We start from the raw sequence: 12,559 nt of genomic DNA, 5'->3' as shown, positions 1-12,559 counted from the left end.
TTAAAGACCTGACATGTCTGTTATTTCAAATGGCCTCTCAATGGCGTTTCGGGCTGCTTTAAGAGCAATAGCTGCATTTTCTGTGGTAACAGGGGTTCTGTAGTCTACAGTTATGCTTACTGATTGATCCGGATCTGTGTAGGACACGGGGACTTTTATATTAAATACGGGTGTAAAAATGCTCTCGAAAAATGTACAGGCAGCTCCATATCGGGAGATACCCTTGTCCATGTGGTAGCTATCCCGGGTAAGATCAGCGCGAGGAAGGAGAGCAGAGGTTTTGTTGTTGACAGAGGTGGTGCGCAGGTTTTGCAACATTGTCCCGGTCGCAATGACTCCATCAACGGAAGTTTCTGCTATTACTTTTTTAGCCCGGTTAACAATGGTATTATACATTAATAGCTGATTAGATCCGAAGTTGTTTTGCAGCACAGTTTGTTTGCTGGAGTAAGACTGGATATCGGGAAATGCCGGATCGCCGTAGGCTACAGCCATAACATACATAAATGCAGGGGCTCCTTTTTGGTCGTTTGTGATGTTTTTGATGAGGCTCTCTATAATGTCTTTATGATATTTGTCCCATTCCCAGGCATCTTTATTGCCGGTGTGTTCCTGAATGGTAACCAAATTCCATTCACACAATTTAGCGGTTTGTGGCAGAGGGGTTAATCCTTTATTGGTCCATTTTAACGTGCTGTAATTGGGAATGTTATAATAATAATCTGCACTCCCCATTATATATGCTGCGCTATGTTGAGCCATGGTTCTGCCGCCAAGGTGCATCCAATGGATGTTTATCTTCTCCTTTAAGCCTGTGGTGTTAATGAATGAAAGAAAATGGTTTTCTATGGCATCCTGGGTAAAGCTATTTCCGATAAAGAGAATATTGTATGTATCTGTAACTACAACATGGCAGGTGGCTGTTTTATTTTGATCTTCTGAGGTGGCAGTAATGGTAGCTTCTCCTGCGGCAATTGCAGTGACTTTACCGGTCTCATCAACTGTTGCAATATTTTGATCACTACTTTTCCAGCTGATTCTCTTATTTTCGGCTACTTCCGGAAAAATGTAGGGAATAAGATTGGTGCTCTTGCCTTTGAAAAGAGTGGTCTTGTATTTGTTAAGTGAAATTTGAAAGACAGACACAGGAGGTTTAACGTTATTGTCTTTGTTGCCTGCAGGTGGATCGGTCTCTTTATTGGAACATGATAATATTGCCATGATGGCCAATAAAGTGGTGAATAGTTTAGGTACTTGCATACTGTAAAAGGTTAAAAAGGATTTTGGGTTTTTAATGAAAGAGACAAGGCGAAATATAGAAAGTACTATCTAAGGCCTGAAAACCCATTTGTTTTAAATATGCAGCTACCTAACTTATACAAGGTTTTTGACTTTATTAATGGTTTCTGAAACCAGTTAAGAGATAGTAACATGCTGTAATTAGGAACAGGTATTGGGTCTGATTACTTATTTTATCCACCATATATGCAATACTTTTTTAAAAAAACTTTATACCTTAATTATTTTTTCTAAATTTGCAGGCTTAATTGTCGGACTTTGAAATCGTTAAAACAATATTCGGTACCTCATACAGGTTTAAAGCTAGGCAAGCATCACTTTAGTTTTGATGTTAACCGGGAGTTTTTTAATGAGTTTGAGTATTCTATTGTTAAGGATGGGACTGTTAAAGTAGCTCTTGTTTTAGATAAACAGGAAACAATGATGGTACTTGATTTTGAGATAGAAGGGAAGGTTATCCTTACTTGCGATCGTTGTTTGTCTGAATATCCGCAGCATATTGCGTCAAAAGACAGGCTTATAGCCAAATTCTCTGAAGATAAGGATTTGGAAGACGATACAGAGGAGGTGGTTGTTCTGTCTAAGAACGATACCGAAATAGATGTTTCTGAGTTTATATATGAGATGATTACGTTGGCTTTGCCTTATATCAACTTATGTGATGCTCCGGGTAATACATCTGTGTGTGACGAAGAAATGATAGCCAGGCTGAAAGAACTTTCGGTAGACGAGAGCGAGGAAGAAAAAATAGACCCACGTTGGGACGCATTAAAGAATATAAAAAATAATTAAAAAATAGGAAAAAATGGCACATCCAAAGCGCAAAACTTCAAAAGCTAGAAGAGATAAAAGAAGAACTCACTATAAGGCTGAGGCGCCTTCGTTATGGGTTTGTAAAGAGACTGGAGCAGTTCACTTACCGCACAGAGCATACAATGTAGATGGTAACCTTTATTACAAAGGAAAACTTATTATCGAAAATACAGCTATAGCATAAGTTTAGTTTTTTCTAAGCTGGAAAAACTGTTGTAAAAACAGGTTTTCTTTTGTCTTTTAAAAGCATTGATATAAATAGGACCCATGTGAACTGTCGCATGGGTTCTTTAATCACGAATAAATTGTTTGTCAATTTTAAGCGCATTAAAAGCAAACATTTAACGAAAAAACAAATCACTTGATGAAAATTGGCTTAGATATTATGGGTGGCGACTTTGCTCCTAAGGCTACGGTCCTTGGTGCAATTGAAGCTCAATCCCATCTAAAAAACGACCAAAACCTGGTTCTTATAGGAAATAAAGATCTTATCCTCCCTATACTACAAGAACAGAATTTCAACTCAGACCATTTCGAATACATACATACTACTGAGGTTATTGGTATGGGAGAACATCCCACCAAAGCGATTACCCAGAAACCAAACGCAAGTATATCTGTAGGATTCCAACTGTTAAAAGAAGGAAAAATAGATTCATTTGCTTCTGCTGGTAATACCGGTGCTATGTTGGTAGGGTCTATGTTTAGCGTTAAAACCATTCCCGGAGTGGTAAGACCAGCTATAGCTTCTATAGCTCCGCAAATTGCAGGCGGGCATAGCATTCTTTTGGATGTGGGCGCAAATGCAGATTGTAAACCAGATAACCTGTTGCAGTTTGGTATATTAGGTAGCTTGTACATTGAGCATATTTACGGTATTAAACATGGAAAAGTAGGTTTAATGAATATTGGGGAAGAAGAAGAGAAAGGAAATATGCTGTCTCAGGCCGCTTATTCCATGATGAAAGAAACCCCTTTACTCAACTTTATTGGAAATATAGAAGGTAGAGACCTTTTTAATAATACCGCAGATGTAATAGTTTGCGACGGTTTCACGGGAAACGTTATGCTTAAACTGGCAGAATCATTCTATGTGATTACCCGTAAGAAAGGGTTTAAAGACGAGTTTTTCGATCGTCTGAACTATGAAGAGATTGGTGGAAGCCCGGTATTAGGGGTTAATGCACCAGTTATCATAGGGCATGGTATATCATCTCCAAAAGCAATTAGAAATATGGTGATGATGTCAAAAGATATGATTGAAACAAGGCTTATAGAGAAATTTAAAGCTGCTTTTAATTAATAGAAGAAATTTATGGATAAGATTCATGCTGCCATCACAGCAGTAAATGGTTATGTCCCGGATTATGTGCTGACTAACCAGGAATTGGAGACTATGGTAGATACCAATGATGAGTGGATTACTTCACGTACAGGTATCAAAGAGAGAAGAATATTAAAAGATTCATCTCTGGCAACTTCTGATTTAGCAGTACCTGCGGTACAGGGATTGCTGGAGAAAAGGGGCATATCTGCCAAAGAAATTGATCTGATTATTTTTTGTACTTCTACTCCGGATATGCTTTTTCCGGCAACGGCAAATATTCTGGCCAGTAAAATTGGTGCAGATAATGCCTGGGGATACGATTTGCAGGCTGCGTGTTCTGGTTTTATTTTTGGTTTAACCACCGGAGCACAGTTTATAGAATCTGGCCACCATAAGAAAGTTTTGGTTGTAGGTGGTGATGCGATGTCAAGAGTAATCAACTACGAAGACAGAGCAACCTGTATTTTGTTTGGAGATGGATGTGGTTGCGCACTGTTGGAACCTAATGAGGAAGGACTTGGATTACAGGATGCCATTCTAAAAAGTGATGGTGGAGGCAAAGACTACCTGAATATAAGAGGAGGAGGGTCTTTACACCCTGCAACCCATGCAACAGTAGACGAAAAACTGCATTATGCATTTCAGGAAGGTCCTACCGTTTTTAAGTTTGCAGTAACCAACATGGCAAACGTAGCGGCAGAGATTATGGAGAAAAATAACCTTACAGCCGAAGATATTAAATGGTTAATTCCGCATCAGGCAAATAAAAGGATTATTGATGCTACAGCTAGCAGAATGGGCATAGGTCCAGAGAAAGTGGCCATCAATATAGAAAAGTACGGCAATACAACCAACGGTACTATTCCTTTGTGTTTGTGGGATTGGGAAAGTAAACTGAGAAAGGGAGATAACCTTATTTTAGCTGCTTTTGGAGGCGGTTTTACATGGGGTGCAGCTTACCTGAAATGGGCTTACGACCCTAAAATTTAATCGCTTTTAGATATTATTACTATATTAGCTTTTTTTTAATTTACATATAAATATTAAAAACCTGAACCCATGGGAATGGATATTAAGCAAATTCAAGACCTGATTAAGTTTGTGTCTAAATCAGGAGTGAATGAAGTCTCGATCGAAGAACAAGATTTTAAAATAACTATAAAGACAAATCAGGAGCCAACTGTAATAGCAGCACCACAAGTAGTGCAGGCAACAGTTCCGGCAGTACCAGTAGCTGCGGCACCGGTAATTCCTGCAGCAGCGCCAGCGGCGGCATCAAATGCTCCAGTGGCGGCAGAAAACAGTAATCTGATTACGATTAAATCGCCAATGATTGGTACGTTTTACCGTTCTGCCAATCCAGAAAAACCATCATTTGTGAATGTTGGTGATGAAATTGCACCGGGTAAAGTGTTGTGTATAGTAGAAGCTATGAAGCTTTTCAATGAAATTGAGTCTGAAGTATCAGGTAAAATCGTGAAAGTTTTAGTAGATAACGCACAGCCAGTAGAGTTTGACCAACCTCTGTTCCTGGTAGAACCAATGTAATCGTCGATTTGCCAATTTGTTGATTTGTCAATATTATCAATTGACAAATTGGCTTTTTATATATCGCAAATTGAAATTATGTTTAAAAAAATATTAATTGCAAACCGTGGTGAAATTGCATTGCGTATTATACGTACCTGCAAGGAAATGGGAATTAAAACTGTTGCGGTTTATTCTACAGCAGATAGAGATAGCTTACACGTAAGGTTTGCAGACGAAGCGGTGTGTATAGGCCCGCCGGCAAGTAAAGACTCTTATTTAAATATACCCAATATTATTTCGGCAGCAGAAGTAACCAATGCGGATGCTATCCATCCGGGATATGGTTTCTTATCAGAAAACGCTAAATTTTCGGCAATCTGCGAAGAATACGGTATTAAATTTATTGGTGCCACAGCCCAGCAAATTAACGCCATGGGCGATAAAGCTTCTGCAAAATCAACCATGAAAGAGGCAGGAGTACCTACTATACCAGGGTCAGAAGGATTGTTAAGCAGTGTAAAAGAAGGTATAGAATTAGCCAATAAAATAGGTTATCCAATTATCTTAAAGGCTACCGCAGGTGGTGGTGGTCGTGGGATGCGTGTGGTTTGGAAAGATGAAGATTTTGAAAATGCATGGGATAGCGCAAGGCAGGAGTCTGGTGCAGCTTTCGGTAACGATGGCCTTTACATGGAGAAATACATTGAAGACCCACGACATATAGAAATTCAGGTGATTGGTGACCAGTACGGAAAGGCTTGTCATTTATCAGAAAGAGATTGTTCTATACAACGTCGTCACCAAAAATTGGTAGAGGAAGCACCGTCACCTTTTATGACCGAGGAACTTCGTCAGAAAATGGGAGATGCAGCTATAAAAGGTGCTTTAGCCGTTAGCTATGAAGGTGCAGGAACCATAGAGTTTTTGGTAGACAAACACCGTAACTTCTATTTTATGGAAATGAATACCCGTATTCAGGTAGAGCACCCCGTAACAGAAGAGGTTATCAATTTTGATTTGATTAAAGAACAGATTAAGGTTGCGGCAGGAATCCCTATCTCAGGAAAATCCTACACACCAGAAATGCATGCTATAGAGTGTCGTATTAACGCCGAGGATCCGTTTAATAACTTTAGACCTTCTCCAGGTAGAATTACGCATTTCCACTCGCCGGGAGGACATGGTGTAAGGGTAGATACGCATGTTTATGCAGGTTATACCATTCCGCCGAATTACGATTCGATGATCGCAAAATTGATTTGTGTGGCTCAAACCAGAGAAGAAGCAATTTGCACTATGGAGAGAGCTTTGAGCGAATTTGTTATCGAGGGCGTGAAAACAACCATTCCTTTCCACCAAAGGTTAATGAAAGATCCTAACTTTAGAGCAGGGAATTTTACAACCAAGTTTATGGAAAGTTTCGATTTGTCAGAATAATTTGATAAACTAATTCATATAAAATACCATTCTATTTAAACAGAATGGTATTTTTGTTTACACAGACTTCTGTACTTTTGTAGCCTTAGTAACTCACATAGAGAGCAGTTTAATAAATGAAAGAAAAAAAGAGCCTTGTAGAGGCCATTAAAGAAAAAGGAAAGACTCTGGAGGCAGAAATGTCTTTCTTTGATCATCTGGAAGTATTGAGATGGCATTTGATTCGTTCCGCTGTTGCCGTGATGGCAGCTACCGTATTAGCCTTCGTTTTCTACGATTTTATTTTTGATACCGTCATTATGGGGCCTAAGAATCCCAATTTTTTGACCTATAGGCTGATGTGTGCAATAGGTGAGAGATTTGATATGGGACCAGAATTCTGTATTACAGAAATACCGGGGAAAATTATTAATACAGAGTTGGCCGGACAGTTTACATTACAGTTGAACTCGTCTTTACTGGCTGGTGTAGTATTGGGATTCCCTTATTTATTATGGGAAATATGGCGTTTTGTTAAGCCAGCTTTACATGATAACGAAAGAAAGTCGGCAAGTGGATTTGTATTTTATGCATCTCTACTATTTGCCTGCGGAATTTCTTTTGGATATTTTTTGGTAGCTCCATTGTCGGTAAACTTTTTGTCTAATTATACCGTATCTCCTATTATAGAAAACACCATCACAGTTGATTCGTATTTGTCAACGGTGGCGACTTTAACCTTGGGGACTGGTGTGGTTTTTGAACTGCCTATTGTGATTTATATACTTTCGAGATTAGGCATTATGACACCGGAGTTTATGAGAGAGAAAAGGAGATACGCCATTATCATCATTTTGGTTATTGCGGCTATTGTAACGCCTACACCGGATATATTAACCATGCTGACGGTAAGTTTTCCACTTTTCTTACTCTACGAGCTAAGTATTGGAGTGTCTAAGCGGGTATACAAAAACAAACAGAAAGAGGAACAAGAAGAATATTCAAATTAATTGGTTATGGATAAATTAAAAATAGCGATAGGCTCGGACCACGCAGGATTTGATTATAAACAACTGCTGATTCCGTATCTTCAGGGAAAGGAAATTATAGCAGAAGTGAAAGATTTTGGTACGCATTCTCCTGATTCGGTAGATTATCCGGATTTTGCACACCCTGTAGCTTCGGCGGTTGAAAACGGAGAGTTTGATTTAGGGATTTTGATTTGCGGAAGTGCAAACGGCGTTGCTATTACAGCAAATAAGCATCAGGGAATTAGAGCGGCTATCTGTTGGGAAAAAGAATTGGCTGTATTGGCAAAATCACATAACAATGCCAATATTGTATGCATTCCGGAGCGTTTTATTCCACAGGAAACAGCTATGGAAATTGTGGATGCATTTTTAACTACACCTTTTGAGGGCGGCAGACATGCTAACAGAGTAGGTAAAATTGCTTGTAGCTGTTAGAACCATAATGTTTACAATATAGAGAAAGGTTGGAATTGTGAAATTCTGACCTTTTTTGTTTTTCGGAATTAATTAATGATGGACGAATGAGCAATGAATGATTAACTATGAGCTCTGAATGAGCAACCGATTAATGATGAATGGGAAACGATGAACTATTAAATTATAAACCATCAGCAATGGATTGTCTGCATCCTGATTAGAGATTAAATTCCTTACAAGCCATTTTTAATATTCCTGTACTGGCTTTCATTTCCGAGTCATTCATGCTTCCAAAGCCTAATCTCATCCCGGTAAGGTGGTGTGTTTGATAAAGTATAGTTTTAGGTATAAAAAGATTGGATTTTGCACACTGTTGACTCAATTTTAATAAATTCATAGGCTTCTTCCAGGTTAACCAAAAGGCCAGTCCACCAGCAGGTTTTTCAAATTGCAGATATTCTCCTAGGTTTTCAGTCAGTAAGTCAGTCATTAGCTCTCGTCTCTCCCGATATATCTTCAAAGATTTTTTCAAGTGCCGATGAATGACTCCGTCTTCTATCATTTCACCTAAGGCCTGCTCCATTAAAATATCACCCTGACGGTCAATAATTCCTAAATATTTACGCATTTCTCGCATCAGATTGTCAGGAGCAACAATAAAACCTGTTCTAAACCCCGGAAGTAACGATTTTCCAAAAGAGCCTACATAAATAACCATTCCGCCGGTATCTGCGGTAGCCAGAGGTAAAAGTGGCTGCTTATCGTATCTGAAATCGTAATCATAATCGTCCTCCACAATCACAAAGCCATATTGATTAGCCAGTTGCAAAAGCTCCATTCGTCTTTGTACGCTCAGGCTAACGGTAGTGGGGTAATGATGATGAGGAGTGACATACACCATCCTGATCTTCTGTTTTTCGCAAAGTGCTTTCAGGGCATAGGTATCTATACCTTCATGGTCTACAGGAACTGTTTTGATGGCTGCGCCTGATTTTTGAAAAATCATATTAGCAGAAAAATAACTCAATTCACCAACCACAACCGTATCTTCTGCCGACAGCAAAATCTCTGAAATAATAAATAAGCTCATTTCCGAGCTTCTGGTAATTAACAAATTGTTGGTAGATATAGGTAGTCCACGAGATAAATTGAGGTAATGAGCCAGTTGCGATTTAAAATATTCACTTCCATCCTGATTGTAATACCCCATTTTTTTACGGTTGCTGCTTCTCCTCATGTTTGCACTGTAAAACCGGGCAATGTCGTCTACCTGAGTCAGCCGGACATCCGGTACACCATCATTCAGCACATAGTCGCAACGGGTAATTTCAAATGGGTTGTCCAGTAAATTAGATCTTCTGAAGGGGAAACCTGTTTGTGAAGGGTAATGGTTGGTTAATACTGTTTTTTGTTGATTTTCATGCTGAGGGAGTTCAGCACTAACAAAAGTTCCCTGATTAGGCTTGATTTCCACCCAGCCCTGCGCATATAATTCATTGTACACTGCTGTGATGGTGTTTCTGTGTACGTGGAGCAAATCGCTTAAAATGCGTGTTCCTGGCAATTTTGTAGCTGGTAGAAGTAAATTTCGTTGAATAGCATAAATAAGCTGATTGGCAATCTGTATAAATACAGGGATTTCTGCTTTACGATCAATTTGTATAAAACTTTTAAACGGAATCTCAGCCGGACTAGTCATAAGATAAAAACTGGCATAAATAAACCATCCGGAAAGGTAATACTTTTGATCAAAATTGAAAAATCATGATTGCTATTCTTCAACAAATTGTAGAAAGCCCTCAGCTCCATGCCCGTTGGTTGAATACGTTGTCCTTTATGGAAAACATGGGCGCCAGAAAGATTTCGGCATGCGAGCATCCCTACACCACGGATATTATCCAGTTAAAACATGCTGCAGAAGAGCACAGGCATGCCTATTATTTAAAAAAGCAGATAGAGAAGGTAGCGCCAAACAGTTGTAAGTATTACTGTTTGGATGATCTGTTGGGTAAAATTCATACCCGGCAGTATCTGCATACTTTAGATGTTTTATGCAGCCGTTATTTGAAAACACATTTTAACGTAAGTGGTAACGATTTAAAATATGCTTCGTACCTTTTTGTAACCTATGCAATAGAAGTTAGAGCCGATGAACTTTATCCTAAATATCAGGAAGTGCTGACTAAAAATAACGCTAAAGTTATGGTGAAGTCCATTATTCTGGAAGAAGAAGGGCATCTGGAAGAAATGATCGCTCAGCTCGAAAAATTTCGCCCCGATTGGGAACAGCATGCACAGGCTATGCAGGCAATAGAACAAGATTTATTTGAACAATGGTTTGCTGCCATTTCAAAAGAGGTACTGGCTTTAGTAGACAAAACCATTGAACATACAATTTAATATAAGATACACATGGAAGATAATACATTACGTCACGATTGGACAAAAGAAGAGCTTTTGTTGCTATATAATAAACCCTTAATGGAACTGATTTATGAGGCAGCTACTGTGCATAGGAAATGGCATAAAGCAGATGAGGTTCAGATTTCTACGCTTTTATCTGTGAAAACAGGTGGTTGTCCCGAAGACTGTTCGTATTGTGGACAGGCGGCCAGGTACCATACAGATATTAAGGTTCAGGCTTTATTGCCTACAGCAACTGTAATTGCTCATGCGCAAAAAGCAAAAGACAGTGGCTCGTCACGTTTTTGTATGGCGGCTGCATGGAGAGAAGTCCGTGATAATAGTGATTTTGACCGGATTATTGATATGGTAAAAGGGGTGAATGATTTAGGACTGGAGGTTTGCTGTACCCTGGGGATGCTTACCGAAAGTCAGGCGCAGCGTTTGCAAGAGGCGGGTTTGTATGCTTATAACCATAATCTGGATACTTCAGAAGAGTATTATGATGAAATTATTTCTACCAGAAAATTCGATAATCGGATCAACACAATTAATCATGTAAGGAAAGCAGGGATTACGGTTTGCTCGGGTGGAATTATTGGTTTGGGAGAAACCAATGAGGATCGGATTTCTATGTTACGCACTTTGGCCAATATGGAAAAACATCCGGAATCGGTTCCTATAAATGCATTGGCAAGGGTGAAGGGGACACCTTTAGAAAACAACCCGAAGGTAGATGTTTGGGATATGGTTCGGATGATTGCTACAGCCCGTATTGTTATGCCTGCATCTATGGTTCGGTTAAGTGCCGGACGTATTGAAATGAGCGAGACAGAACAGGCCTGGTGTTTTATGGCAGGAGCCAATTCTATTTTTACCGGAGAACGGCAGACTTTATTGGTTACTCCCAATCCGGGAGTGTCTGAGGATATGCAAATGCTGAAAAACCTGGGATTAAAGCCGATGGTGAAAGAAAAAGAAGCCGCATGCAGCATGAACTGATAGCAAGGGACAAAAAGGTAAACTGGCATCCTTATACCCAGATGAAAACTGCGAAACACATTCCTATTGTCAGGGGCGAAGGGGCGTATATTTTTGATGCCAACGGCAAACGTTACATTGATGCCGTGTCGTCCTGGTGGGTTACTTTACATGGCCATGCTCATCCCTACATTGCTCAGAAGGTGTCTGAACAATTAAACACCTTAGAGCAGGTGATATTTGCCGGATTTACCCACCCAGTCGCCATAGAACTTTCGGAGAGGTTGTTGAAGCTGCTACCACAAAACCAGCAAAAGGTTTTTTATACAGATAATGGTTCTACCGCAGTGGAGGTCGCTTTAAAAATATGTGTGCAGTATGGCTACAATAAGGGAGGTAAGAAGAATAAGGTTTTAGCTTTCCGTAATGGTTATCATGGAGATACTTTTGGCGCTATGTCTGTTAGCGGTCGGGGACTATGGACAGCATCATTTGGAGAACTTCTATTCGATGTGCTGTTTATTGATGTACCTACAAAATATAATCTTCCTGATATAAAAGCTATTGTTGAACAGCATACAGATGAAATTGCCTGTTTCATATACGAACCTTTGGTGCAAGGTGCAGGTGGGATGTTGATGCATGAGGCAGATGATTTATCTGAGTTGATGAAGTTTTGTAGATCAAAAGGGATTTTGTTGATACAGGATGAAATTTTTGTAGGTTTTGGGCGTACCGGAAAACTGTTTGCTGCCAACCATTTGTCTGAACAGGCGGATGTCATGTGCTTTTCCAAAGGACTTACAGGAGGGACCATGCCATTAGGTGTAACCACCTGCACTCAAGAAATTTACGATGCTTTTTATGCTGATGATAAAACCAAAGCTCTTTTTCATGGCCATTCGTTTACTGGTAGTCCTTTAGCTTGTGCAGCAGCTTTAGCTAGTATGGATTTATTGTTACAGGAAGAAACCCAAAGCAATATTCAGAGAATTTGCAGACAACATCAGGGGTTTAGTATCATTTTGAAAAAACACCCGAAGATAAAAGATGTCAGACAGCAGGGGACTATTCTTGCTTTGGAATGGAAAATAGCAGCAGAAACTTCTTATTTTAGTGATATCCATGATGCGCTATATCCTTTCTTTTTGGAACGAGGTGTTTTAATGCGTCCCTTAGGGAATATTATTTATTTGGTGCCTCCGTATTGTGTTTCGCAAAAAGATCTGGAATATATTTATGAGTGTATTTTAGATGCACTGGAAATACAGGAGTGAGTATCAGGTTTATAAAAAAAGAGGGTATCTAAAAAGCATTAACGCTGTCACACTGAGTTTGTCGA

The 12,559-nt window shown here is 39.4% G+C and carries 13 protein-coding genes; 11 read left to right on the top strand and 2 right to left on the bottom strand.

The window, feature by feature from the left end; all coding sequences use genetic code 11:
- A complete protein-coding gene (locus ACFSAH_RS03465; RefSeq protein WP_379661301.1) occupies positions 1-1,260 on the bottom strand; it encodes a DUF4886 domain-containing protein in 1,260 nt (419 codons plus the stop codon).
- 297 nt (positions 1,261-1,557) lie between these two features.
- Here ACFSAH_RS03465 and ACFSAH_RS03460 point away from each other — a divergent pair, with 297 nt between their 5' ends.
- The 8 genes from ACFSAH_RS03460 to rpiB all read left to right on the top strand — a co-directional run bounded on the left by ACFSAH_RS03460 (position 1,558) and on the right by rpiB (position 7,851).
- Positions 1,558-2,091, top strand: coding sequence for a YceD family protein (locus ACFSAH_RS03460; RefSeq protein ID WP_379661300.1), 534 nt, complete (start codon positions 1,558-1,560; stop codon positions 2,089-2,091).
- 13 nt (positions 2,092-2,104) lie between these two features.
- Positions 2,105-2,296, top strand: coding sequence for a 50S ribosomal protein L32 (gene rpmF, locus ACFSAH_RS03455; RefSeq protein WP_379661299.1), 192 nt, complete (start codon positions 2,105-2,107; stop codon positions 2,294-2,296).
- A gap of 180 nt (positions 2,297-2,476) precedes the next feature.
- Complete coding sequence (gene plsX / locus ACFSAH_RS03450) at positions 2,477-3,415, top strand: phosphate acyltransferase PlsX (RefSeq protein ID WP_379661298.1); 939 nt, start codon at positions 2,477-2,479, stop codon at positions 3,413-3,415.
- Positions 3,416-3,427: 12 nt separating this feature from the next.
- The gene (locus ACFSAH_RS03445; RefSeq protein WP_379661297.1) at positions 3,428-4,429 is read left to right on the top strand and encodes a beta-ketoacyl-ACP synthase III; all 1,002 of its coding nucleotides are present in this window, start codon (positions 3,428-3,430) and stop codon (positions 4,427-4,429) included.
- 69 nt (positions 4,430-4,498) lie between these two features.
- A complete protein-coding gene (gene accB / locus ACFSAH_RS03440) occupies positions 4,499-4,987 on the top strand; it encodes an acetyl-CoA carboxylase biotin carboxyl carrier protein (protein WP_379661296.1) in 489 nt (162 codons plus the stop codon).
- Between the two features lie 78 nt (positions 4,988-5,065).
- The gene (gene accC, locus ACFSAH_RS03435) at positions 5,066-6,406 is read left to right on the top strand and encodes an acetyl-CoA carboxylase biotin carboxylase subunit (RefSeq protein WP_379661295.1); all 1,341 of its coding nucleotides are present in this window, start codon (positions 5,066-5,068) and stop codon (positions 6,404-6,406) included.
- 116 nt (positions 6,407-6,522) lie between these two features.
- On the top strand, positions 6,523-7,395 hold the full coding sequence (gene tatC, locus ACFSAH_RS03430; protein WP_379661294.1) for a twin-arginine translocase subunit TatC: 873 nt from the start codon (positions 6,523-6,525) through the stop codon (positions 7,393-7,395).
- Positions 7,396-7,401: 6 nt separating this feature from the next.
- Entirely contained in the window at positions 7,402-7,851 is a 450-nt protein-coding gene (gene rpiB, locus ACFSAH_RS03425; protein WP_379661293.1) for a ribose 5-phosphate isomerase B, read from the top strand.
- Positions 7,852-8,050: 199 nt separating this feature from the next.
- On the opposite strand, the gene ACFSAH_RS03420 is transcribed toward rpiB, so the two are convergent.
- The gene (locus tag ACFSAH_RS03420) at positions 8,051-9,532 is read right to left on the bottom strand and encodes an aminotransferase-like domain-containing protein (RefSeq protein WP_379661292.1); all 1,482 of its coding nucleotides are present in this window, start codon (positions 9,530-9,532) and stop codon (positions 8,051-8,053) included.
- Positions 9,533-9,597: 65 nt separating this feature from the next.
- On the opposite strand from ACFSAH_RS03420, the gene ACFSAH_RS03415 reads away from it, so the two are divergent.
- The 3 genes from ACFSAH_RS03415 to bioA are packed head-to-tail and all read left to right on the top strand — an operon-like array spanning position 9,598 to position 12,494.
- The gene (locus ACFSAH_RS03415) at positions 9,598-10,233 is read left to right on the top strand and encodes a hypothetical protein (RefSeq protein WP_379661291.1); all 636 of its coding nucleotides are present in this window, start codon (positions 9,598-9,600) and stop codon (positions 10,231-10,233) included.
- A gap of 12 nt (positions 10,234-10,245) precedes the next feature.
- On the top strand, positions 10,246-11,238 hold the full coding sequence (bioB, locus tag ACFSAH_RS03410; RefSeq protein WP_379661290.1) for a biotin synthase BioB: 993 nt from the start codon (positions 10,246-10,248) through the stop codon (positions 11,236-11,238).
- Positions 11,223-12,494, top strand: a complete 1,272-nt coding sequence (gene bioA, locus ACFSAH_RS03405; protein WP_379661289.1) for an adenosylmethionine--8-amino-7-oxononanoate transaminase — start codon at positions 11,223-11,225, stop codon at positions 12,492-12,494. Before bioB ends, bioA begins: the two co-directional genes overlap by 16 nt.
- The last annotated feature ends 65 nt before the right edge of the window (positions 12,495-12,559 follow it).

The sequence above is a fragment of the Pseudopedobacter beijingensis genome, assembly GCF_042678145.1.
Lineage (GTDB): Bacteria > Bacteroidota > Bacteroidia > Sphingobacteriales > Sphingobacteriaceae > Pseudopedobacter > Pseudopedobacter beijingensis.
This window is presented reverse-complemented; position numbering and strand designations above follow the sequence as displayed.

Bases quoted from the DNA above. Each gene is read 5' to 3' on its own strand.
- ACFSAH_RS03465 (WP_379661301.1), bottom strand. From the start codon at position 1,260: ATGCAAGTACCTAAACTATTCACCACTTTATTGGCCATCATGGCAATA.
- ACFSAH_RS03445 (WP_379661297.1), top strand. From the start codon at position 3,428: ATGGATAAGATTCATGCTGCCATCACAGCAGTAAATGGTTATGTCCCG.
- bioB (WP_379661290.1), top strand. From the start codon at position 10,246: ATGGAAGATAATACATTACGTCACGATTGGACAAAAGAAGAGCTTTTG.
- rpmF (WP_379661299.1), top strand. From the start codon at position 2,105: ATGGCACATCCAAAGCGCAAAACTTCAAAAGCTAGAAGAGATAAAAGA.
- tatC (WP_379661294.1), top strand. From the start codon at position 6,523: ATGAAAGAAAAAAAGAGCCTTGTAGAGGCCATTAAAGAAAAAGGAAAG.
- plsX (WP_379661298.1), top strand. From the start codon at position 2,477: ATGAAAATTGGCTTAGATATTATGGGTGGCGACTTTGCTCCTAAGGCT.
- accC (WP_379661295.1), top strand. From the start codon at position 5,066: ATGTTTAAAAAAATATTAATTGCAAACCGTGGTGAAATTGCATTGCGT.
- accB (WP_379661296.1), top strand. From the start codon at position 4,499: ATGGGAATGGATATTAAGCAAATTCAAGACCTGATTAAGTTTGTGTCT.
- ACFSAH_RS03415 (WP_379661291.1), top strand. From the start codon at position 9,598: ATGATTGCTATTCTTCAACAAATTGTAGAAAGCCCTCAGCTCCATGCC.
- rpiB (WP_379661293.1), top strand. From the start codon at position 7,402: ATGGATAAATTAAAAATAGCGATAGGCTCGGACCACGCAGGATTTGAT.
- bioA (WP_379661289.1), top strand. From the start codon at position 11,223: ATGCAGCATGAACTGATAGCAAGGGACAAAAAGGTAAACTGGCATCCT.
- ACFSAH_RS03420 (WP_379661292.1), bottom strand. From the start codon at position 9,532: ATGACTAGTCCGGCTGAGATTCCGTTTAAAAGTTTTATACAAATTGAT.